Origin of the sequence: Listeria marthii, assembly GCF_014227425.1 — a bacterium.
GTDB lineage: Bacteria > Bacillota > Bacilli > Lactobacillales > Listeriaceae > Listeria > Listeria marthii.
In genome coordinates, this window is sequence record NZ_JAASWB010000002.1 from 211,773 (window position 1) to 235,116 (window position 23,344).

Here is a 23,344-nt window from a genome sequence, read left to right on the forward strand (position 1 = left end):
GCACAACTTTTATCTTATCTTTTGTTTAATTGTTGCCAAACGATTTCATTTGTTTTAAAGTAGTATGAGAAGTAATTGTTAAGAAGAGGTGTAAAGTATTTTGAAGAGCATCAAGATCGATTATAAACTTGTACTGGGACTCATTTTATGCGCCCTACTTGTTATATTAACCTATCAGTTCCCTCGTGTTTTTTGGTATCTATATGGGGCTGGAATGTTATTTTTACTTAGTTTTGTGATTTTTAATGATGATTTAAAAAAGGAATTTTCGTTCGTTAAAGGCATTTTACCAGGGATATTTTCCGGAATTGTCCTTTATATTATTTTTTACATAGGCGCCTTTATTCTTAAAGTAATGCCGGGCGGTCTAGATAATTCTGTAGAAGCTGCTTTTAATAAGTATTCGACGCATTCTTGGGTAATTTGGTTGCTGCTAGTTGTCGCTATTATCCCTGGTGAAGAAATTTTCTGGCGTGGCTTTGTATTAAAACGATTAAACCATTATTTTAATCCGTGGTTTTCGAACATATTTGGTGCGTTACTTTGTATGGTGATGATGCTTCCAAGTGGTAATTTCGCGGCTATTATAGGTATTTTTGTCGCTTCGCTCGCGTGGAACATTATGTATTCGTATCGTCCAAGCCTCCTTATGTTGTATATGTCGCATTTAACCTTTGCCTTTTTACTACTCGCGGCACTACCAATTTACTAAAAACAACACAGAAACACTCCTTTTATAGGGGTGTTTTTTTCGCAAAAAATTTAAAGCAAAATACTTGAAAGTCAAAATAGGTCAGTATATAATATATTCATAAGGTCAAATATAGTCAAAGTCAAGACCTTTCATTTCTCATTTTTAAAAGGAGGAAATTAATGATGAACTGTGAAAAATGTAATCAAAATCAAGCAACAATCCAACTATATATGAATATTAATGGCAAGCGTGTAGAAATGCCGCTTTGTGCCTCTTGTTATGCAGAAGTTAGAAACCAAGCAAATTTTGGAGCAAATGAGTTTCCAGGTGCTGGCGGTTCCCCGTTCGACGATATTTTCCGTCAACTAAGTGGCGCTGCTGCAAACCAATCAAACCGTGAACAAAGAAGCCAAGCAAACCCACAAGTACAAACACAAACGAATGGTGGCGGAAATGGTTTACTCGACGAATTTGGGACAAACTTAACCGATATGGCGAAAAATGATCAATTAGATCCTGTCATTGGTCGGGACAAAGAAATTAAACGCGTAATTGAAATTTTGAATCGCCGGAGCAAAAATAACCCTGTTCTTATCGGTGAGCCAGGTGTTGGTAAAACAGCCGTTGTCGAAGGACTCGCAAATGCAATTGTCGCAGGAAATGTTCCAAGCAAACTTATGAACAAAGAAGTTATTTTACTTGATGTCGCTTCCCTCGTTTCTGGCACAGGTATCCGTGGTCAATTTGAAGAACGCATGAAACAACTAATTAAAGAGCTTCAAGAACGTAAAAATACCATTCTCTTTATTGATGAAGTGCATACTATCGTTGGTGCTGGTTCCGCAGAAGGTTCAATGGATGCCGGCAACATTTTAAAACCAGCGCTAGCTCGTGGCGACTTACAAATGATTGGTGCAACAACGCTAAAAGAATACCGCACGATCGAAAAAGATGCTGCACTTGAGCGTCGTTTCCAACCAGTAACAGTGAATGAACCATCTACGAAAGAAACGCTAACTATTTTAAATGGCTTAAAACCAAAATATGAGGATTTCCATGAAGTTGTTTACTCACCTGAAGCTTTGACAGCAGCAGTTGAATTAAGCTCCCGCTATATCCAAGACCGTCATTTGCCAGATAAAGCAATTGATTTAATGGATGAAGTTGGTTCCAAATACAATCTAGCTATTGAAAAATTGGATGAAAATACTGTAAGTGAACGTGTTGCTCGTTTAGAAGACGAAAAAAATCAAGCTCTTCAAATGGAAGACTACGAAAAAGCAGCGAAAGTTCGTGACGAAATTACACGCCTAGAAGAAAATAAAACAAGCAATTCCTTCTCAGAACGCCCTGTCATTCAAGCATCAGACATCCAAGCGATTATTGAAGAAAAAACAGGTATTCCAGTAGGACGTTTACAAGAAGACGAACAATCCAAAATGAAAAACCTAGAAAGCAATTTAACAGGTAAAGTTATTGGTCAAGAAGACGCCGTGAAAAAAGTAGCGAAAGCGATTCGTCGTAGCCGTGTCGGCCTCAAATCCAAAAATCGGCCAATTGGTTCCTTCCTATTTGTTGGACCAACTGGTGTCGGTAAAACAGAACTTGGGCGCACACTTGCACGTGAATTGTTCGGTACTAGTGATGCGATGATTCGTTTAGATATGAGTGAATTCATGGAAAAACACAGCGTCTCTAAATTAATCGGTTCTCCTCCAGGCTATGTTGGTCACGAGGAAGCAGGGCAATTAACAGAAAAAGTACGTCGCAACCCGTATAGCATCATCCTTTTAGACGAAATCGAAAAAGCACACCCAGATGTTCAGCATATGTTCCTACAAATTTTAGAAGATGGTCGTTTAACGGACTCACAAGGACGCACAGTAAGCTTTAAAGACACAGTTATTATTATGACAAGTAATGCTGGCGCAACAGAAACAGAAGCTTCCGTTGGCTTTAACACAGCTACTGACACAAAACTGGAAAAAGGTTCAGATATCCTTGCCAAATTAGGGGCATACTTCAAACCTGAATTCTTGAACCGTCTTGATAGCGTGATTGAATTTAAATCACTTGAAAAAGACGACTTAGTACAAATTATCGATTTAATGCTCGTTGACTTAAATGCTATGCTTGCCCAAGAAGGCGTAACAATCGATGTTTCCAAAGAAGTAAAAGAACAGTTGATTGAACTTGGTTATGATCCTAAATTCGGAGCAAGACCACTGCGCCGGACTATCCAAGAGCATTTAGAAGATGCTATTGCCGACAGTTTAATTGATCAACCAGAAGCGAAAAACCTAACAGCAACACTAAATGATGACAAAGAAATCATCATCACAGAACAAGTAACAGCGTAAATAAAAAAGGCTTGAGTTAATTTAAACTCAAGCCTTTTTCTAATGCAAGTAAATATTGCTTTTTATCTACATCTGCTCCGTTATATCCGCCCAGTTCCCCGTTACTTTTCACGCACCTGTGACAAGGAATAAGTAGTGGAATTGGATTAGCGCGATTGGCTTGCCCCACTGCTTGAACTGCTTTAGGGCTTCCCGCCGCAATCGCAATATCCTTGTAACTGACGACCACGCCATACGGAATCTCACTCAAAGCTTGCCAGACTCGTTTTTGAAAATCGGTCCCTTTTAGTAACACCGGTAATTCAAAAACTTCTCTTGTTCCCTCAAAATAAGTGGCCAGTTGCATGATTAATTGCTGAAAAAGTTCTTGTTCAGTCGCCGTTCCAATCAGCTCTTCCCAATTATCCGGCTTATCATACGAAATACTCGTAATCCATTTATCTTCAATCGTTATAAATAGTTCCCCAACTGGTGATGCATTTATTTGTTTTAGCATACCTTCGTTGCCCCCCGTTTATTTATTGTTCTAAAGATAGCACGTCCCCTGAAAATTCGCAAACCTGTGTCATCGCCTATTAATATTTGATACTTTTTGTTACGCAACTGTTGGGTAACCGTTACAGAATCTAGGGTAAACTATATAGAAGCTATTTCAACATAGAATAGAAAGGACTGTTTTTTTATGGAACAAACCGCCGTAAAGCGGGAAAGCTATTTCGATAACGCCAAATTCATTTTGATTTTCTTAGTCGTATTTGGCCATTTTCTCCAAACATTTATCGCGGATTATGCCGGTATCCGTGTTCTTTATATCTATATTTACACATTTCATATGCCCGCTTTCGTACTCATATCTGGCTTTTTCGCCAAAAGTTTTGGTAAACGTGATTATTTAAAAAAGATGATGAAAAAACTCATTTTACCTTATGTATTTTTCCAACTAATTTATAGTGTTTTTTATTATTTTCTTTTAAGTAAGGATAATCTTTCCATCAAACTTTTAGATCCAGAATGGTCGCTTTGGTTTTTACTGAGCTTATTTTTCTGGAATGTGATGTTATTTGTGTTTTCAAAAATCAAGCCGTGGAAATCTGTGAGTCTTGCGCTTTTTATTGGATTAGTCGCTGGGTATTTTGATATTATTGGTGGTTATTTGAGTTTATCGCGGACGCTCGTCTTTTTCCCATTTTTCTTAGTGGGCTATTTTTTAAAGAAAGAACATTTTTATTTCCTAAAAACACATTTCGCCTCTATTCTTGGAGGGATTTTCATTGTTTTACTTCTGACATTCATCACATTACACCCTAATTTAAATGATAAATGGTTTTTAGGGTCCAAACCTTATGCAAACTTTGTTGAAGTGAAGTCGCTCGGTCTATTTATTCGCGCACTTGTATATTTGATCAGTTTTGGTTCGATTGCTGCTTTTTTCAGTTTTATTCCTAGAAAGAGGTTATTTTTCACTAAATGGGGTAAAAATACGTTATATGTTTATTTGTTACATGGCTTCTTTATTAAATTCTTTCGTGAAGGTGGCCAGACTGACTTTCAATATAATCCGTCTACATTTTTACTACTATTTCTCATTACCTTTGCTTTAACGGCGTTGTTATCCAGTCGACTGGTGAAAACGGTCGTGCAGCCGGTCATTGAACTTAGGGTATCGATGCTGCGGGATGTGTTTAGCCGCTTAGTAAAACGGGAAAGTTATTAAACGTATAGCTAGAAAAAGGAGGTTTTACTATGGGTTCAAGAAAACCAGAAATTATCATCGGATTAATTGGCTCTATCATTGGGATTTTAGTTGGCTTTTGGATTATTAACTATGGAGATTCCGTCACAGATTATATACAGACGTTTACTTATTTACCAGGTGAACTGGGAAATGAATTAGAAAACCTTGGATGGATTACATTAATAGCATCCGTTGTTGCTTTAATTGCTTCCCTTTTAATCAAATCAGCGCCACGTGGTTGGGGTGTTATCTTAGTTATTATCGGTATCGTACTTTTCTTCGTTATCGGAACTGCTTGGATTGTATCAGGTATCTTAATCACTTTAACTGGTTTAATGGGGATTTTCAGAAGACCAGTTCCAAAATCAAATTATTAATTAGTAACCTCTTGGTCGCTTTGATCAAGGGGTTTTTAATGCACTAAAAAAGCCATTCCGCCGTTAGCAGAATGACTTTTTGTATTTAACCGGTAATAATTTTCTCTTTTGGTAAACGAATCGCGTTTTTAGGTTGGTTTTTATTTCGCAGGCTAAGCATGGAATACATAATTCCTACCCGACCGATAAACATTAATATAATAATAATTAATTTACCTGGTGTGGATAAGTCTGGTGTCAAACCTACCGAAAGCCCCGTCGTACCAAATGCCGAGAACACTTCAAAAATAACAGCAATGAGCGAGGCGGTCTCCGTTTGCATTAAAATAACAATGGAAGAAATACTTACGAATCCTGCTACTAATGTGACAGCAAGCGATTTCCGCACATCTTCCTGATGCAGTTCCCGCCCAAAAATATAGACATGTTTTCGACCACGAACAACCGAATAGATAAACAAAATCGTAATCGCAAATGTCGTCGTTCGTATCCCGCCCCCAACAGAACTTGGTGAAGCCCCGATAAACATGAGGAAAGAAACAAGTAACAACGTCGATACCGATAATGCGCCACTATCAATCGTTTGCAGTCCCGCGCTTCGTGATGTTGCCGATAAGAACATCGAATTAAAGAAACCGAAGTCCCAACTTTGTCCACTAAAGAAATGCTGATATTCAAACAACCAAATCAGCAGCCCACCGCCAATTAAAAGAACAAAGTAGGTCAGCGTCGTCACTTTGACAAACAAAGAAAAACGAAACGGAATCAATGTATTTTTCTCAAATAAAAATCGACGTGTCTCAAGCAGTACCGGGAAGCCAATCGCCCCAGCAATGATTAACAAAATTGAAATAAATTGAACGAAATAATCATTCGCAAATGGCATTAATGACTTGCCGGTAATATCAACACCCGCATTCGTAACCAGCGACACTGAGTTATATAGCCCTTGGAACATCGCGTCCCAAAAATTTGGATATAGCGGAATAAAGTAAATCCCTAAAATCAACGCCCCAATTAACTCAATACCGAAAATTAAAACGAGAATCTCACGGAGCATCCGCACCATACCACTCATAGTAAACTGATTCGTATCCGTCATAATTAATTGGCGCTGCTTTAAGCCAATCCGTCTTTTCAAAATTAAGTAGAAAAAGGTACTAATCATCATGACACCAAGTCCGCCAATTTGGAAAATCGCCATTAATACCCAAATTCCGGCCGTACTATAGGTCTGACTAACATCAACTGTGGTTAATCCTGTCACACTCACCGAACTCGCTGCCGTAAAAAGTGTATCAATAAACGATACCTTTACCCCTTTTTGTAAAGTAAACGGCAAACTTAGAACGATGGTCGAAATCGTAACCGCCAGAAAATAATACGCAATAATGACTTGAACTGGCGTCATACGTGCCAAAACAAGCTTTAATCTTCTGCGTAATTTTACTTCCTGATCATATTCAAACTCTTTTGGTTTTCTTCTCTTTTTTTCTCGCAATGATATAACCACCCAAACCTATTATTATCATAACTGACCAGAAAGTCAGCTTCCAAACGGCTGAATCCGGAAAATCTTCTGGAATAATTGCTACAGATGGATGTGCTAGCGTTAGAACCGCCATTTTCACACCTACCCAACCAACAATTAAAAACGCTGCTGTTTCAAGTGTAGGGTAACGCTCTAATAATTTAACTACTTGTGTGGCCGCAAAACGAATAACGACAAGTCCTGCGATTCCACCAAGGAACATAACGATAAATTGCCCACCGTTCATTCCCCCAATATCAAAATTCCCTAAATCTGGCAAAGTAACCACAAGTGCTGCTGCTGCTAACATCGAATCCAGCGCAAAAGCGATATCCGTCAATTCAACACGCGCAACTACACCCCAAAAGGACGTAGCTTTCGTTTCGGATGTTTCTTTGACTTCTTCTTGCTTACCTTTTTTAAGGCGCCACATGTGCTTGATGGCTAAATACAATAAGTAAACCGCGCCAATGGCTTGTATTTCCCATATTTTTACTAAAAATGAAATTAAAAATAGTGCAACAAAACGGAAAACAAACGCGCCAACTAAGCCATAAAATAAGGCTTTTCGTTGTTTATCGTGCGGTAAACCTTTAACAATTACTGCCATAACTACGGCGTTGTCTGCGGAAAGAATTCCTTCTAATACTACTAAAACAAGAAAAACTAACGCATATTCGCCCCAAATAGAAACATCCATTCCTCATTCACCATCCTTCTACTCTATCATAAAATTGTGATTTCAGCATCTGGTTGTATGTAAAACCAGAAGTACAATAATGCACTTCTGGCTAGTTAAAACTTATTTAGTTATTTCAGCTTTTTTCTTACTACGATAGGAAACGAACCATCCCCATAGAATAATAAGAATCATCACACCCCAGAAAATTAATTTCCAAAGCGTTGACTCAGGGAAGCTATGTGGAATTACCCCAAGACTTGGATGTGCTAATGTATAAATTACGAGCTTCACGCCTACCCAACCAACAATTAAAAATGCGGCTGTTTCGAGACTTGGATAGCTTTTTAGTAATTTAACAAATTGAGTTGCTGCAAAACGGATAATAATTAGGCCAACAAGTCCACCTAAGAACATAATCGTGAATTGCCCTGTATCAATACCGCCAATGTGACCCCAACCAGTTTCTGGAAGTGTGATCGCAAGTGCAACGGCCGCAAGCATGGAATCAATCGCAAATGCTATATCTGCAATCTCTACTTTTAGAACGGTCATCCAAAAACCAGAGCCAGCTTTTTCCTTTTTCTCTTTTTCTCCGTCTTTTCCTTTTGCATGTTTCCAAATATGACTAATAGCAATATAAAGTAAATATGCGGCACCAAGCGCTTGAACTTGCCAAACGTTTGCCAAAAAGGAAATTAAGAATAATGCGCCAAAACGGAAAACAAAGGCACCCATTAATCCGTAAAATAACGCTTTTTTCTGTTGTTTATCAGGGAGATGCTTGACCATAACGGCCATAACGACTGCATTATCTGCTGCCAAAATCCCTTCAAGACCGATTAGGACAAGTAACACCCAACCGTACTCTAAAATCATTGCTGTATCCACTAATTCTTTTCCTCCTTTGTTCTATTAAAATGTCAAAGATCTCCTATTTTGAAGAAACAAAAAAGCGAGACCTGCCCGTAAAGGCAAAGGTCTCGCTAACATTTAAAGTTAAATGTGATAAAACCGATGATATCTCTATCATGTAATGACGACTTTATCCTGATTAAAAAACTAACCAGCGCTACTCCCCTCTGACATTTGTCAAAGAACGATATATGATTACCTAGAGAATAATACCATAATATAGAACTTCTCGTCAACTAATTTTTCTCACAAACTTTTTAAACGGCTAAGTCTTTCGTTTTTGCGCTACTAGCTATTTTAATATTGTGGATTGTGAATAGTGTCACACCGATTATACATGTAAGCACTTCCGTTGTTGTTAACGACCAAATCACGCCCATCAAGCCGAAATAATGTTGTCCTAAAATAATCACCGGGATAAAAATAATCCCTTGTGAAACAGACATAATCGTCGCTGGAATAGCTTTCCCAATCGCTTGAAACGTACTCGTAAACAGCCCAGTAAATCCGCTGAAAAGGGAAGATATCAGCATAGCGACCATAATATGCACACCAAGCGTTATCACACTTTGATTGTCACTAAATAAATGCATCACTTGGAAACGGAAGATGAATACCAGACTCGAAAGTAAGAGCACAATAAGCCCGATACTAATGGCAGTAGCCCGTATTGCTTTTTCAAACCGCGCAATATTACCCGAACCGTAATTATAAGCTAACAGCGGAATAATCCCCATGTAAAGTCCCATACAAATAAATTCAGGGAGCTGCACCACCCGAAGCGCCACGCCAAAACCCGCAACTACTCCTTCCCCGTAAATCATTGAATAATGATTTAAAACGAGTGTTGTCACAATGAGGAATAACGATAAGAGCAACTCTGAAACACCAATTTTAAACACATTTTGAACGATTTCTTTTGTCGCTTTAAACCATTTAAAACGAATCGATAAATAATCACTTTTCTTCTCTAAATACCAAGCGTAGTAAATCAGCGAAAACAAACTTGCCAAACCGACCGAAACTGCTGCCCCTACTACATTAAAATCAAAATACAAAATAAGCAATGGATCAAATACTAAATTGACAAGCGTACCAATCAGCATCCCATTCATAGAAACCCGCGAAGCTCCCTCAGCCCGAACCACTTGCTCTAAAGCAAAATTCGCAATAATAAACGGACTACAAATCAAAAGCGCCAGCGTATAATTTTTCGTGTGTAAAAAGCTCGTTGCATCGGCCCCTAGAAAATGAGTAACTGGATTGATCAAAAAGCCAAGCAAAATCGCGCAGATAATTCCTAACACTAAACTTCCGTATAACACAAAGGCCGATACTTGCTTTGCCTTTGTTCCCTCCTCTTTCCCAAGCAAGCGAGAAATATACGTCCCACCGCCAACACCAAACATATTCCCAATCGCCATTAAAATCGTAAACATTGGTAAACCGAGTGTTACAGCAGTCAACATCGACGTATCATGCAGTAAACCAATAAAGAACGCATTGACGATATTATAAATCACCCCAACCGACATTCCGAGCATCATTGGAATCGATAAGTGCGCTATCGCCTTAGGAATGCTCGCTTTAGTTAAATAATAATTATCTGAGTGTTTCATTTTATTTCCCCCTCGAAATTAGTTAGAATTCTAACTATATAGTTAAATTTTTTTATTCGGTATTATCATCAATCTTGCTAAGTAAATCAATAAAGGTTTTATACTCATCAGCGGAAAGAATTTTCTTCGCTTTATCGTCTTCACGCGGAAAAGAAGCATTAAATTCGTCCACAATCTGCTTGCCTTCCTCAGTTAAAGTAACCACTTTTTCTCTGCCGTCTCGAAGGCTTGGCTTGCGCGAAATTAAGTTCTTTTTCTCGAGTCCTTGAATCAAGCTAGTAATACTGGCACCGCGTGTTTGGAAAATTCGCTGAAGATCTTTCTGGATAATTTCATTTGCCGCATTATCATTTAAAAACCCAAGAACTCTAGCTTGTTGTGTTGTCAACCCAAATTGAGCTACTTTGGCGTCCATTTTCCGTTTGGATTTAATCATAATCGAACGAATTAGCGTATCCATCGTCTTCTCTCTTCTCACGAGTATTCCTCCTTATTAATTAGAATTCTAACTAATTATAGCGCGTTTCGAAAAATTGTCAAGAAAAAAACAACCTATTTGCGAAAATACAAATAGGTTGCGTCTTTTATAATAATGAAGTTAATTCGATATCCGGGTTTTTATCGTTAAACCAATTAATCGCGAATTCATTTTCGAATAAGAATAACGGTTGATCGAAACGGTCTTTCACTAGCATGCTTCTCGCTGTAGAAAGTTTTTCGTCCGCGTCTTCTTCTTTGACCCAACGAGCGATTTTTTTACCGATTGGTTCCATACGGATTTCGGAATTGTATTCGCCGCGCATTCTGTGTTCGAATACTTCAAATTGCAACTGACCAACAGCTCCAATGATGTATTCTTCCGTGCGCCACGTTTTAAATAATTGAATTGCACCTTCTTGCACGAGTTGCTCTACACCTTTATGGAAATGCTTTTGTTTCATAACATTTTTCGCATAAACACGCATAAACAATTCTGGCGTAAACTGCGGAAGTTTTTCAAATTCGAGTTTTTTGCTTCCATTAGTAATCGTATCGCCAATTTGGTAATTACCTGTGTCATACAAACCGATAATATCACCAGCTACCGCACGATTAACAGTTTCCCGGTCATCCGCCATAAACTGCGTCGAGTTCGCAAGCTTCATACTTTTTCCTGTTCGCGTTAACGTAACGTTCATGCCACGTTCGAATTCACCTGAACAAATTCGAATAAAGGCGATCCGATCACGGTGGGCAGGGTTCATATTTGCTTGAATTTTGAAGATAAAGCCAGAAAACTTCGGATTATCCGCTTCAATAACGCCTTCATTTGATTCATGGCTTGAAGGAGCAGGCGCAAAATCAACAAATGTGCGTAAGAAAGTTTCTACGCCGAAGTTCGTTAAAGCACTCCCGAAAAATACCGGTGTTTGCTCACCCGCAATAATACGTTCACGGCTAAAGTCATTACCAGCCTCATCAAGTAGCATAATTTCTTCCAAAGCTTGATCGTAATAAAGTGATTTTTGAATAGCATGTGCTTCCTTCAAATCACCATCTTCACCAAGTGGTAAGAAACGCTCATCTTCTTCTGAACGATATTGCTCAATTACACGATGATAACGGTCATAAAGCCCGGCAAGCTCTTTCCCCATTCCAATCGGCCAGTTCATTGGATACGATTCAATACCAAGCACTTCTTCTAATTCAGCAAGTAGCTCAAGTGGCATTTTCCCTTGACGGTCCATTTTATTAATAAAAGTAAAAATAGGAATTCCGCGCATTCGACAAACTTTGAATAGTTTTAACGTTTGGGCTTCAATCCCTTTCGCAGCATCGATAACCATGACTGCACTATCGACCGCCATTAGCGTCCGGTACGTATCTTCACTGAAATCCGAGTGACCCGGTGTATCCAAAATATTAATTCTTGAACCATTATAATCAAACTGCATCACAGAACTCGTTACCGAGATACCACGTTGTTTTTCAATTTCCATCCAGTCACTTGTCGCAAACTTGCCAGATTTCTTTCCCTTTACAGTCCCAGCTGAACGGATAACGCCACCGAATAATAATAATTGCTCAGTAATCGTCGTTTTCCCAGCATCGGGGTGAGAAATAATCGCAAACGTTTTGCGTGAAGCAACTTCTTTTTGCAAATTTTGACTCATTGTTATTTTCCTCCTAGATTCATTCACATTCCATTAGTATAGCATAACTAGGAGAATTTCGGCTGTTTTTTTATTCAAAAATTATTTTGTTTGCCGTTTCATTAGGACGACAGATAACGCACCAAATACGACTGCAAAGGCGATTAAAATAAGTAAACTTAGTCCTGTTGTCACAGTTTTATCGCCCCAATAAATCGTAATTCCAATCATTTCTTTCGTCGCATCCATTGCTTGCGTATTCCCAGCAAAAACTTGTTGCAACGGTTCTTTTGTCATAATTTCTCGAATAACCGATGCGCCGTAAGTAAAAGGAAAACATTTCATCACTGTTTGCACTGCCGTTGGAAGAGAACCCATTGGCAAATAAATTCCAGCAATAAAGCCAATCACTGTCCCAACAATCGTCGAAACCGAACTAAAGGCACTAGCTTTTTTCACCAAACTTGCGATAAAAAACATAATACTACTACAACATAGAACATTAATTAAAATGATTCCGATTAAACGAGCCCAACTTTCTAGCGGTAAAAATTCTCCACCAGTCAACCAAATATACATTTCACCAACAAAAAGAGTTATCACAGAAAGCAGAAATGAAGCTACCAGCCCACTAACGATATAACTGGTAACAATCCGCCATCTGGAAGCCGGTGTTATCGCAAAACTTCTGGCAATGCTCTCCTCTTCATCATGCACTTTTAAAGAAAAAACCGCTAATGAAACAGTGACCGGCGTTATCGCCAAAATCCCGGCAATCACCCAAGTATTCACTAATTCTTGTATCCCCGTCACTTTCCCAGAAGCCTGTTTGAACATCTCTTCCATATTGCTTCCTAGAAAAATCGCATACAAGCCAATAATAATTAAAACTGTTAGCAACGACATAAATACAGCGGTTCTATCGCGAAAATAGATTTTTAAATTACGACTAATCATTAGCGTCCTCCTTAATCAACGAGATAAATGCATCATCAAGATTTCCTTTAATTACTTCGAACGAACGATAAAGTCCCGCTGCCTGGTTTAAAATAGCCAAAATTCCGACATCTTCTTTTATTACATCCACACGCATCGTTCCCTTGGTCACTTTATATGGTAAATTCAGTTCCTCGATAATCACCTGAAGTTCCGCTAGCTTCGGTTCATAAAAGAAAATTTTATCCACAGAAAAGCGACTTCTAATGCTAGCTGGTGTGCCTTCTGCAATGATTTTCCCTTTATGAATAACCGCTAATTGGTCCGCATCTTTCGCTTCTTCCAAATAATGCGTTGTCAAAAACACCGTCATGCCCAATTCTTCTCGCAAATAATCAATAATTTTCCAGACACTTACCCTTGTTTTCGGATCCAGCCCCGTTGTCGGCTCATCTAGTAGTAAAATTTCCGGATCATGCATAATCGCTCTAGCAATTTCCGCCCGGCGCTTTTGCCCGCCAGATAATTTTTCAAAACGCCGATTTAAAATGTCCTCAATCCCCATAATCGAAGAAACAAGCTCCAGCCGTTCCGCAATCTCTGCTTTTGTTTTCCCATATAAACTCGCGCGGTTATATAAATTCTCACGCACCGTCAGCAAATCATCCAACACATTATCCTGAAAAACAACCCCTAATTTCTGCCTAAAAGCTTTACGATTTTTAAAGGTCAACTTTTCATCATCAATAAAAATTTCTCCCGAAGTTGGTTCGCTTTCTGTGCAAATCATACTCAGCGTGGTCGATTTTCCCGCGCCATTTTCACCGAGAAAAGCAAACAATGATCCTTTCTCCACTTCTAAATTAATGCCCTTGACTGCTTCGACTTTACCAAATGTTTTAACTACATTCGTCAGTTTTATCATTTTGTCTCCCTTTCTCGCATTTCTGCTAGTTTTTGATTAATTTCATTACTAAATTTCGCATCGCGGTAACTGAAAAAAGCATGCATCACAAGAAAAGTCACACAAATTAACCCAAAGATAATCATAAATCCAGCAATTGTATCATACCAATCAAACAACCACCCTAGCCCTAAAATCGTCGCGCCTATAAAAAGGAAAAACACAATCAATCGGATGTAAAAAGTTCGTTTCGTCTTTATCGAATGATTAAAAAGTAATTGCTGAATAAAAGTCGTTACAATACTAAATCCTAACATGATAAAAACGTCTCGAATGGCCATTGATTCCGTTTGCCCTGTCGCGACATAAGAACAAATCATCGTTATCATCGAGGCCGTGAAAATAATACACATAGATTGAATAAATTGAATTAGTTTTTTAGTCATTTGCGCTTCCCTCCCATGTTTAACTTCTGCTTTAAGACTTTAGCGTATTGTCTGGAAATAATCACTTTTTCATTATTAAAAAGGTTCGCTTCAAATTTCCCATTAAAACTAGGGGCAATTTTTTCAATCGCTTCGATATTTAATATCATCGATTTCGAGCATCTGAAAAATGAACTATCTTTGAATTTTTCTTCTAACTCATATAGTTTCCAATGAATTTCATAGACGTCTTCTTCCGTATAGACAAAGATTTTACTCTCCACTGCTTCAAAATATAAAATCGTATTTGGCTCTAGCAAATAGGTGGCGCCATCTTTTTTAACGGAGATTTTTTCAGTTGGCTCTTCTAGTCCCGCGACCATGCTGGATACTTCTGCTAGATTATCGGGGTGACAATATATATCCACTTCACCAACCACTAAATTTTCATCTTGCTTTACATGGAATTTCATCTAGTTGCCTCCCTTTTTCTTTTTATTATAAACACTCCATTAAAAACTACAAGCCGATTTTAGTAACCTGCTTTTTAAGCTAACTAAGATGCAAAAAAACTCGGTAGCGCGATTCATGCACTACCGAGTCTGTCTTACTTAGTTTACTTTTGCAACAAGAGCTTCTACTTTATCCTCAAAATCTTCTGGTTTCATTTTTGATGGGAAACGTTCGACAACTTCTCCATTTTCATCAATTAGGAATTTCGCAAAGTTCCACTCTACTTTTTTGCCGCCAGTTTGTTCGGTCAGGTATTTGTATAGCGGGCTTGCGTCTTTGCCTTTTACTTTGATTTTAGAAAACATTTGGAACGTCACGCCGTAATTCATTTGGCAAAATTCTAGGATTTCTTCATCACTACCGGGATCTTGGCGTAAAAACTGGTTGCACGGGAACCCGAGAATTTCGAAGTTATCGCCACCCAATTTTTTATACATCGCTTCAAGACCTTCTAATTGAGGTGTTAAGCCACATTTGCTCGCAGTATTCACGATGAGTAAAACTTTACCTTTATAATCACTTAGCGCTATTTCTTTGCCATTCATTGCTTTTTCAGAAAAATCATGGACATTCATACGGAATTCCTCCTATTTCAATATATTCGAAAATAAATATGCATAAACTAATTTTTCTGTATGGTAAAGTGAGTCGCGATGTGTGCGCTCGTATGCATGGCTCGCATCAATCCCTGGGCCAATTAAGCCATGGATAATGTCGTTACCAGCATTAATCGCAGCACTCGCATCGGAAGCATAAAACGGATAAATATCCACTTTATAATCGATATTATTCTTCTTAGCAAGCTCCACTAAATGTTTACGTAAACCAAGATGATAAGGGCCACTACCGTCTTTCGCGCAAATAGAAACAGTATATTCATCCGATGTTTGACCATCACCAAGTGCACCCATGTCTACGGCTAAATACTCGACTGTTTCAGCTGGAATATTCGAATTCCCACCATAGCCAATTTCTTCATTATTAGAAATTAAGAAATGAGTAGTATGCGGTAACTCGAGTTTATTTTCATGAATATAATTGATTAATTCTAATAAAATCGCGACACTTGCTTTATCATCCAAATGGCGTGATTTGATATATTCATCATTAATAATTTGCACGCGCGGATCAAATGAAACGAAATCGCCTACTTCAATTCCAAGTGCGCGAACTTTGTCTGCATCTAAAGCTTTTACATCTAAACGAACTTCCATATTTTTATCATTACGTTCAGCAGTTCCAGCATCTTTATACACATGGACGGAAGTTTGGTGCATCAAAATAGTTCCGCTATATAAATCTCCATCACTTGTTTCGATCGTGCAATATTCGCCTTCAATTGCGTTAAAACGATATCCACCAATTAATGTTAAAAGTAAGCGGCCATCTGCTTTAATTTCTTTGACCATTGCACCAAGCGTATCCACGTGAGCAGTCAACATGCGGTGTTTTGAGTCATCTTTCCCAGGAAGCGTTACAATCAATCCGCCTTTATTATTTAAAGTATAAGGGATTTTTGAAGCATCCAAATCTTTTGCCAGTTTTTCAATAATTTTCCCTGTATTGCCTGTTGGGCTTGGGATAGATGTTAATTCTTTAATTTTTTGCATCGTTTGCTTTGTATTTGGTTCGTATGACAAAAAAATTCCTCCTTTAGTTCGCTTTCTTCTATTATATTATAGCGCTTATCTTGAAGGAGCGCATTTCTTAGGATTAATTTTTTCCCAAATTAGTCATTTTATATGCTATAATTCGGTAGACGAAAAGGGAGGGAATTTTTTGGAACAAACAAAAGTAAAGGCCGTTACCATCGCCGTATTTGTCGCAACATTTATGGCAGCTATTGAGGGTACCATCGTGAGTACTGCGATGCCAACGATTGTAAGTCAGTTGGACGGTATAGAGTTAATGAACTGGATTTTTTCTGTTTATTTACTAACATCAGCAGTAACAGTTCCGATTTACGGGAAACTGTCTGATTTGTATGGACGAAAAAATATCTTTGTAATTGCGACAATTATTTTTATCATTGGTTCATCGCTTTGTGGATTCGCACAAAATATGGAACAATTAATTATTTTTCGCGCGATTCAAGGTATTGGAGCAGGTGGGATTTTACCATCTACTATGACAATTATCGCAGACGTGTACCCATTTGAAAAACGTGCTAAAGTACTTGGCTTTATGGGTTCTGCATGGGGTATCGCCGGTGTATTTGGACCACTTGTTGGTGGATTCCTAGTAGACCAACTTTCATGGCATTGGATTTTCTTTATCAATGTACCGATTGGCATTTTGACAATCTTACTTATTTTGCTTTATTTACGCGAAAAAGTGGAACATGTGAAATTACCGATTGACTATTTAGGTGCCTCACTCTTCACGGTGGCACTGCTTGGTTTATTATTCGCATTACAGCGAGCTGGTGAATCGCTCAATTGGACAGAACCGCTCGTCGTTATTCTTTTTGCCGTTTCGATTGTATTATTTGTTGCTTTTTATTTTGTCGAAAAACGTGCAAAAGATCCGATTATGCCATTTGTATTATTTAAAAATCCCGTTGTTTTAATTGGGAACTTAATTGGCTTCTTGATTAGTGCCTTTTTAATTGGCATCAACGTTTATATTCCAATGTGGGCGCAAGGTATGCTTGGCCACGGGGCTACAATTGCTGGCTTTATGCTTGCACCGCTTTCCGTTACGTGGATTGTTGGTTCATTTATCGGCGGAAAATTATTAATGACACTTGGAAATCGCCATACAGTTGGTATCGGTGTGTTGATTACAGCCGCAAGTGGACTAATTTTAGCTTTATTCCCCGCTTCCACAAATGACATCTTCTTCTATTTAAATAGTGCATTTATGGGATTTGGCTTCGGAATTATTTTTACTACTACTACTGTAACCGTTCAAGATGCTGTGCCGCGATTCCAAACTGGTATTGCTACTGCATCTAACACGCTTTTCAGAACAGTTGGTCAAACAATTGGTGTCGCTGTATTTGGAACTATTTTCAACTCAATTCTTACTAGTGAGTTCCGTGCAGCTGCTGGCAGCGAAGTAAATCGTAGTAACTTAAACCAGCTAATTAGCCCGCAAACTTCTGGCAATGTGAGCGCAGACCTTGTTGAACCGCTTCGAGATATTTTATATAGCGGACTTCATATGGTTTTCTGGGTAATGTTCGCTTGCTGTATCGTTAGTTATTTAATCCATTTTATCTTACCGAAAAAACATATTTCCGGTGAAAATTAAAAAAGTTGGCTCCTTAGAGCCAACTTTTTTTGTTTATACCATTTTTTTATAAATTGTTACCGCAAAAACATACGCAACAACCGTAATTCCCACACACCAAGCAAGAGCAATCCAAATCTCATTTCCAATCGGTTCAGAGTAAAGTAATGCGCGAATCGTATTAACAATTGACGTCACCGGCTGATTTTCGGCAAAAACGCGCACTGCAGTTGGCATTGTATCCGTTGGGACAAAAGCCGAACTAATAAAAGGTAAAAATATTAGCGGGTAAGAAAAGGCACTCGCTCCGTCAACCGATTTGGCAGTTAGACCAGGAATAACAGCGATCCATGTTAGCGCTAAAGTAAATAGCAACAATATTCCCGCTACAGCAAGCCATTCCAATATCCCTGCTGATGAACGAAAACCAATAAGAAGCGCAACAAGAATAATGAGTACAATCGAAATCGCATTAGAAACGAGCGATGTCAACACATGTCCCCATAAAACGGAAGAGCGGCTAATCGGCATCGAATGAAACCGTTGGAATAACCCTTTTTGCACATCCGTAAATAATCGTACTGCCGTATAAGCTATCCCACTTGCTATCGCCATTAAAATAATACCCGGTAACAAATAATCCACATAATTATCCGTCCCCGTTTGGATTGCACCACCTAGCACATACACAAACATTAACATAATCATAATTGGAATAATTGCCACGGTAATAATTGTATCAGGACTCCGCAAAATATGACGCATGGACCGGCCAAATAATATACTTGTATCACGAATTGCCTTCATTTTACTTCCTCCTTCCCATTAATAATTGCTAGGAAAATTTCTTCCAAAGATGGTTGTTTTTCGACATATTCAACTTCAGCAGGCGGGAACAATTTTTTAAGCTCATCCAAAGTCCCGTTGGCAATAATCGTTCCGCCGTGAAGAATAGCAATTCGATCAGCCAACTGTTCTGCTTCATCTAAATATTGAGTGGTTAGTAAGATTGTTGTACCTCCATCCGAAAGTGCCTTAATCGTTTTCCAAACTTCAATTCGCCCCTCAGGATCAAGTCCAGTTGTCGGTTCATCAAGGAAAATCACATCCGGTGCACCAACTAAACTCATAGCGATATCCAGTCGCCTCGTCATCCCTCCAGAATAAGTGTCCGCACGACGATCCGCCGCTTTTTCGAGTCCAAAACGTGCCAATAAATCATTCGCAGTCTGCGTTGGATTTTTTTCACCTCGCAGTTTAGCAATTAATAAAATATTTTCTCGCCCTGTCAAAAGACCATCCACAGCCGCAAATTGCCCTGTCAGACTAATATGCTCGCGAACTTTCTCAGCCTCTTTTCCCACATCAAAACTAGAGACACTTGCATTTCCATTATCTGCTTTTAAAAGAGTCGCTAAAATTTGGATGGTTGTCGTCTTGCCTGCACCATTCGAACCAAGCAATGCAAAAATTTCACCGCGTTTCACTTCAAAGTCTACACCTTTTAAGACATCTGTTTTTTTAAATGATTTTTCCAAACCCGTGGCTTTAATCATCACTTCACTCATTTGAATACAACCTTCTTTCCATTTTTTATTAAACCCCACTACTCAGTAACACGGGTATTCTGTATCACTTATTACTACTACATAGTAACACCGAGTTGCAATGTTGTCAATAAAAAAGCCACTTCCAATTAAATATCGGAAATGACTTCTACAAAAAAACCGCCCGCTTAAACGGACGGCTTGTCATTATTTTACTTTATAAATCCAGCCTTCTGGAGCTTCTATATCTCCAAATTGAATGCCACAAAGTTCATCGAATAAACGTTTTGTTACTGGTCCTACTTCTGTTTCGCTATGGAATACATGGAAATCATCTTTCGTTTGAATACCACCAATCGGAGTAATAACGGCCGCTGTTCCACATGCTCCAGCTTCTTTAAACTCATCGAGCTTATCAATATACACATCGCCTTCCACTGCTTCTAAGCCTAAACGATGCTCCGCCAAATAAAGTAGCGAATACTTCGTGATACTTGGCAAAATAGAAGGAGAATACGGTGTCACAAATTTATCATCTTTTGTAATACCAAAGAAATTAGCAGAACCAACCTCTTCAATTTTTGTATGTGTTGCAGGATCTAAATAAATACAATCGCCAAAATTACGTGCTTTGGCAGCTTGACCCGGTAGCAAACTTGCGGCATAGTTTCCGCCTACTTTTGCTGCACCTGTACCATTTGGAGCGGCACGGTCAAAATCAGACACGACAAAATTGGTCGGCGCCATTCCACCTTTAAAATATGGTCCAACTGGTGAACAGAAAATAGAGAAAATATACTCTGGCGCTGCATGAACACCAATATTATCACCAACGCCAATAACAAATGGACGTAGATAAAGCGTTGCGCCTGTACCATATGGCGGCACAAATTCTTCATTCGCACGAACAACTTGCATCACTGCATCAATAAATTTTTCTGTAGGGATGTGTGGCATTAATAAACGCTCACAACTTTTTTGAATGCGCGCAGCATTACGATCTGGGCGGAAAAGATTAATCGAACCGTCCTTACAACGATATGCTTTTAAACCTTCAAAACATTGTTGTCCGTAGTGAAGTGCTGTCGAACCTTCGCTAATGTGTAGCGTATTGTCCTCTGTTAGCGCACCTTCGTCCCATTCCCCGTCTTTCCAATAAGAAATGTAACGTTTGTCCGTTTTAATATAACTAAATCCTAAATTACTCCAGTCAATATCTTTACTCATTCAAAATCCCCACTTTCTATCTTTAAACAGAATTATTGTATGTTTCAGTATAGCACAATAAACAGCATTATTGCAGTGATGTCACGTGAAAAAGAAAAATTTTCTAATAAATAGGCAAAATGTTCTTTCTTTTAACGTAATCCATGCTAAAATAGAGTAACTTTTCAAAAAACAATCAACTTAGAAGGAATGATTTCAAGAAAGGAGAGAATGAAAATGACAGCTCACAAAATGTTGGATGAGAAATTTTATAGTAAATCGCTAGGAGAGGAACTTGATTTAATTATTTGCTTGCCACCTGATTTTTCGCCACTTTACAAATATCCACTTTTTATTGTACAAGATGGAAAAGATTATTTTCAATTTGGTAAACTTGCGCGCCACTCCGAAGAATTAGCGGTAACCGAGCAGATTCAAAAAGCCATTTTCATTGGTATCCCTTACAAAACTGTCATGGATCGGCGCGAAAAATATCATCCCGATGGTAAACAAAATGACGCATATATCCGGTTCTTAGCATTTGAACTTGTTCCTTATCTTGAAGAACGCTTCCCTTCTTTCCAAATGCCAACGAGTAGATTCCTGATGGGTGACTCACTCGGAGCATCCGTTTCCTTAAAAGCAGCGCTACTATTTCCATTTACATTCGGCAACGTGATTTTACATTCACCATATGTGGATGACACAATCCTTACACTTGCCGAAAAAGTCGACCCTGCAAAAGTGAAAATCTTCCATATAATTGGCGACCAAGAAACCGCTGTCGAAACTACTGGAAATGAAGTGCTCGATTTCCTATCACCAAATAAATCATTAGAACAAATTTTAAGCGCTCGCGGATTTGATTATTATTTCCATGTATTTAACGGCGATCACCGCTGGAAGTACTGGCAGCCATTTATCAAAGATTCTTTGCAATTTATGCTTCCAGTCAATACATTTGATTTAGAAAGTATGCGCGCATAAGAAAGGACGAAAATATCTTGACCGTAAAGAAAGTAACAGATGAGCTCGGCAAACAAGCCGCATTAAAAATTAGAAACGACGTATTTGTCGTTGAACAACATGTTGATCCCGCATTAGAATGGGACGAATTCGATAAAATGGACTCCGTTGTCATGTTTGTTGATTACGCAGAGGACGGCACACCGCTTGCAACAGGTAGATTTCGCGTGACAGATGGTTACGGCAAGGTCGAACGCATTTGCACTCAGAAAATAGCTCGTGGCACTGGTAGCGGCCGCAGAATCATGGAAGCCATTGAATCAGAAGCTAAAACGCGCGGCTTAACTAAGTTAAAATTAGGCGCACAGGTAACTGCTATCCCCTTCTATGAAAAACTCGGCTACGAAACTTGCTCGGATATATTCCTTGATGCAGGCATTGAACACAAAGAAATGAAAAAAACAATATGATACGAAGATAGTTATTTCTTTTATATAGAAGAAATAGCTATTTTTTTATGAGCTCAATTTCTCCGTTCGCTTTGCCGCAAATAATCATATCCACATAATCAAGAAATAAACCATGTTCCACGACCCCTGGAATTTGCGCTAACTTTTCTTGCCACATTGCCGTATCCGTAAATGTTTGATTAACAATATCCAAAATATAGTTCCCATTGTTTGTCACATACACTTCACCAGAAGATTGTTTCCGCAAGTTCGTTTCAATATCGTCTTTTTCAAGTTCACGCTGAATTTGCTTCCAACCAAATGGAATTACTTCCAAAGGTAACGGAAATTCACCCAAGTCCCTTACAAGCTTCTCCTCGCTAACAACCCAAATATTTTTCAAACTAGCATTCGCAACCATCTTTTCACGCAAAAGTGCACCTCCTCCACCTTTGATTCCCTGAAAGTCGGCATCAATTTCATCTGCACCATCAATTGTGACATCAATTTCTGTCACATCATTTAGCGATTTTAAAGGAATTCCTAGCTTTTCTGCTTGTTTCGCAGTTTCTTCCGAAGTGGCAACCCCAGTAACCTGTAAGCCTTTCGCGACCATGTCACCTAGTTTTTCAATCGTGTAATATACCGTACTTCCCGTCCCAAGCCCCACAATCATGCCTTCTTTAATCCATTCGCATGCTTTTTCTCCAGCTATTTTCTTTTGATTCATCATTTCTCCTCCTCCACTCTTAGCATTAAAACCTTGCTATATCTATAGTTTCATTATACTCGCCGACACTTTTAAGTTCAAAATATGTTTATTTTTCTAACCTTACAAAAATGTAATTAGACATTTAAAGACAGATGTATTACAGTAAGTAAGTATTAAACGTTTATTTTTAATATTTGTAACACAACTGAAATAATAAAGAGGTGGATTTATGAACAGAGTAAAACTATTTTTGCATCATCCAGCGACTATCTTTACTATGAAAACTGTTTTCTACTTAGCTATTCTGCTTGGATTGCTTTGGTTTTATGGTTTCAAAAACCCTGAAGGTGCGAAATTCATTTACAACGAATTCTAAAAAAAGAAAGGACTGTTAAAAAATGGGAATATCA

At 38.5% G+C, this 23,344-nt stretch carries 25 protein-coding genes and 1 riboswitch; of the genes, 8 read left to right on the top strand and 17 right to left on the bottom strand.

All coding sequences use genetic code 11. From position 1 onward, the window contains the following. The first annotated feature begins 100 nt into the window (after window positions 1-100). Both HCJ55_RS03810 and HCJ55_RS03815 read left to right on the top strand, forming a co-directional pair. The gene (locus tag HCJ55_RS03810) at window positions 101-712 is read left to right on the top strand and encodes a CPBP family intramembrane glutamic endopeptidase (RefSeq protein ID WP_185502535.1); all 612 of its coding nucleotides are present in this window, start codon (window positions 101-103) and stop codon (window positions 710-712) included. 164 nt (window positions 713-876) lie between these two features. Beyond that, window positions 877-3,054 carry an ATP-dependent Clp protease ATP-binding subunit gene (locus HCJ55_RS03815; protein WP_185517362.1) on the top strand — a complete coding sequence of 726 codons (2,178 nt, stop codon included), beginning with the start codon at window positions 877-879 and terminating at the stop codon, window positions 3,052-3,054. 16 nt (window positions 3,055-3,070) lie between these two features. Here the strand turns inward: HCJ55_RS03815 and HCJ55_RS03820 are convergent, their stop codons facing one another. Next, complete coding sequence (locus HCJ55_RS03820; RefSeq protein WP_008947378.1) at window positions 3,071-3,550, bottom strand: methylated-DNA--[protein]-cysteine S-methyltransferase; 480 nt, start codon at window positions 3,548-3,550, stop codon at window positions 3,071-3,073. 186 nt (window positions 3,551-3,736) lie between these two features. On the opposite strand from HCJ55_RS03820, the gene HCJ55_RS03825 reads away from it, so the two are divergent. Next, window positions 3,737-4,768 (top strand): acyltransferase family protein, encoded by a 1,032-nt coding sequence (locus HCJ55_RS03825; protein ID WP_185503749.1) that lies wholly within the window; start codon window positions 3,737-3,739, stop codon window positions 4,766-4,768. Window positions 4,769-4,797: 29 nt separating this feature from the next. Continuing rightward, window positions 4,798-5,166, top strand: a complete 369-nt coding sequence (locus HCJ55_RS03830) for a DUF4064 domain-containing protein (protein WP_008947376.1) — start codon at window positions 4,798-4,800, stop codon at window positions 5,164-5,166. Window positions 5,167-5,251: 85 nt separating this feature from the next. Here HCJ55_RS03830 and HCJ55_RS03835 read toward each other — a convergent pair whose 3' ends face one another. The 12 genes from HCJ55_RS03835 to HCJ55_RS03890 all read right to left on the bottom strand — a co-directional run bounded on the left by HCJ55_RS03835 (window position 5,252) and on the right by HCJ55_RS03890 (window position 16,460). Then, on the bottom strand, window positions 5,252-6,586 hold the full coding sequence (locus tag HCJ55_RS03835) for a TrkH family potassium uptake protein (RefSeq protein WP_185502663.1): 1,335 nt from the start codon (window positions 6,584-6,586) through the stop codon (window positions 5,252-5,254). Window positions 6,587-6,629: 43 nt separating this feature from the next. Then, entirely contained in the window at window positions 6,630-7,397 is a 768-nt protein-coding gene (locus HCJ55_RS03840) for a MeeY/MeeF family manganese export membrane protein (RefSeq protein ID WP_185403236.1), read from the bottom strand. A gap of 102 nt (window positions 7,398-7,499) precedes the next feature. Beyond that, on the bottom strand, window positions 7,500-8,267 hold the full coding sequence (locus HCJ55_RS03845) for a MeeY/MeeF family manganese export membrane protein (RefSeq protein ID WP_008947373.1): 768 nt from the start codon (window positions 8,265-8,267) through the stop codon (window positions 7,500-7,502). 97 nt (window positions 8,268-8,364) lie between these two features. Then, window positions 8,365-8,469, bottom strand: a riboswitch (yybP-ykoY riboswitch). 79 nt (window positions 8,470-8,548) lie between these two features. Beyond that, a complete protein-coding gene (locus tag HCJ55_RS03850; RefSeq protein WP_185503750.1) occupies window positions 8,549-9,910 on the bottom strand; it encodes an MATE family efflux transporter in 1,362 nt (453 codons plus the stop codon). Between the two features lie 52 nt (window positions 9,911-9,962). Beyond that, window positions 9,963-10,388: a MarR family winged helix-turn-helix transcriptional regulator gene (locus HCJ55_RS03855; RefSeq protein ID WP_003732440.1), complete on the bottom strand. Its 426-nt coding sequence runs from the start codon at window positions 10,386-10,388 to the stop codon at window positions 9,963-9,965. Between the two features lie 106 nt (window positions 10,389-10,494). Further along, window positions 10,495-12,063 (bottom strand): peptide chain release factor 3, encoded by a 1,569-nt coding sequence (locus HCJ55_RS03860; RefSeq protein WP_185503751.1) that lies wholly within the window; start codon window positions 12,061-12,063, stop codon window positions 10,495-10,497. A gap of 81 nt (window positions 12,064-12,144) precedes the next feature. Further along, window positions 12,145-12,999, bottom strand: coding sequence for an ABC transporter permease (locus HCJ55_RS03865; protein WP_185502529.1), 855 nt, complete (start codon window positions 12,997-12,999; stop codon window positions 12,145-12,147). Further along, the gene (locus HCJ55_RS03870) at window positions 12,992-13,903 is read right to left on the bottom strand and encodes an ABC transporter ATP-binding protein (RefSeq protein ID WP_008947368.1); all 912 of its coding nucleotides are present in this window, start codon (window positions 13,901-13,903) and stop codon (window positions 12,992-12,994) included. The genes HCJ55_RS03865 and HCJ55_RS03870 overlap by 8 nt, the downstream gene beginning before the upstream one ends. Further along, the gene (locus HCJ55_RS03875; RefSeq protein ID WP_185517109.1) at window positions 13,900-14,328 is read right to left on the bottom strand and encodes a DUF3021 family protein; all 429 of its coding nucleotides are present in this window, start codon (window positions 14,326-14,328) and stop codon (window positions 13,900-13,902) included. The genes HCJ55_RS03870 and HCJ55_RS03875 overlap by 4 nt, the downstream gene beginning before the upstream one ends. Continuing rightward, window positions 14,325-14,780: a LytTR family DNA-binding domain-containing protein gene (locus HCJ55_RS03880; RefSeq protein WP_185517111.1), complete on the bottom strand. Its 456-nt coding sequence runs from the start codon at window positions 14,778-14,780 to the stop codon at window positions 14,325-14,327. Before HCJ55_RS03880 ends, HCJ55_RS03875 begins: the two co-directional genes overlap by 4 nt. Before the next feature lie 138 nt (window positions 14,781-14,918). Next, window positions 14,919-15,395 (bottom strand): glutathione peroxidase, encoded by a 477-nt coding sequence (locus tag HCJ55_RS03885; protein ID WP_185506275.1) that lies wholly within the window; start codon window positions 15,393-15,395, stop codon window positions 14,919-14,921. Between the two features lie 12 nt (window positions 15,396-15,407). Continuing rightward, complete coding sequence (locus HCJ55_RS03890; protein WP_185503757.1) at window positions 15,408-16,460, bottom strand: M42 family metallopeptidase; 1,053 nt, start codon at window positions 16,458-16,460, stop codon at window positions 15,408-15,410. A 139-nt stretch (window positions 16,461-16,599) separates the two neighbouring features. Here HCJ55_RS03890 and HCJ55_RS03895 point away from each other — a divergent pair, with 139 nt between their 5' ends. After that, the gene (locus HCJ55_RS03895) at window positions 16,600-18,075 is read left to right on the top strand and encodes an LM6179_1298 family efflux MFS transporter (RefSeq protein WP_185517112.1); all 1,476 of its coding nucleotides are present in this window, start codon (window positions 16,600-16,602) and stop codon (window positions 18,073-18,075) included. A gap of 33 nt (window positions 18,076-18,108) precedes the next feature. Here HCJ55_RS03895 and lieB read toward each other — a convergent pair whose 3' ends face one another. From lieB to HCJ55_RS03910, 3 genes are all read right to left on the bottom strand, one after another. Beyond that, the gene (gene lieB, locus HCJ55_RS03900; RefSeq protein WP_185506273.1) at window positions 18,109-18,861 is read right to left on the bottom strand and encodes a multidrug efflux ABC transporter permease LieB; all 753 of its coding nucleotides are present in this window, start codon (window positions 18,859-18,861) and stop codon (window positions 18,109-18,111) included. Beyond that, the gene (locus tag HCJ55_RS03905) at window positions 18,858-19,622 is read right to left on the bottom strand and encodes an ABC transporter ATP-binding protein (protein ID WP_008947361.1); all 765 of its coding nucleotides are present in this window, start codon (window positions 19,620-19,622) and stop codon (window positions 18,858-18,860) included. Before HCJ55_RS03905 ends, lieB begins: the two co-directional genes overlap by 4 nt. 186 nt (window positions 19,623-19,808) lie before the next feature. Then, a complete protein-coding gene (locus HCJ55_RS03910; RefSeq protein ID WP_185391037.1) occupies window positions 19,809-20,828 on the bottom strand; it encodes a branched-chain amino acid aminotransferase in 1,020 nt (339 codons plus the stop codon). 216 nt (window positions 20,829-21,044) lie between these two features. Here HCJ55_RS03910 and HCJ55_RS03915 point away from each other — a divergent pair, with 216 nt between their 5' ends. Both HCJ55_RS03915 and HCJ55_RS03920 read left to right on the top strand, forming a co-directional pair. Continuing rightward, entirely contained in the window at window positions 21,045-21,794 is a 750-nt protein-coding gene (locus tag HCJ55_RS03915) for an alpha/beta hydrolase (protein ID WP_185517114.1), read from the top strand. 17 nt (window positions 21,795-21,811) lie between these two features. Beyond that, entirely contained in the window at window positions 21,812-22,243 is a 432-nt protein-coding gene (locus HCJ55_RS03920) for a GNAT family N-acetyltransferase (RefSeq protein WP_008947358.1), read from the top strand. Between the two features lie 37 nt (window positions 22,244-22,280). On the opposite strand, the gene rpiA is transcribed toward HCJ55_RS03920, so the two are convergent. After that, window positions 22,281-22,955, bottom strand: coding sequence for a ribose-5-phosphate isomerase RpiA (gene rpiA, locus HCJ55_RS03925; protein WP_185517116.1), 675 nt, complete (start codon window positions 22,953-22,955; stop codon window positions 22,281-22,283). Window positions 22,956-23,163: 208 nt separating this feature from the next. On the opposite strand from rpiA, the gene HCJ55_RS03930 reads away from it, so the two are divergent. Continuing rightward, window positions 23,164-23,310, top strand: a complete 147-nt coding sequence (locus HCJ55_RS03930) for a teichoic acid D-Ala incorporation-associated protein DltX (protein ID WP_008947356.1) — start codon at window positions 23,164-23,166, stop codon at window positions 23,308-23,310. The last annotated feature ends 34 nt before the right edge of the window (window positions 23,311-23,344 follow it).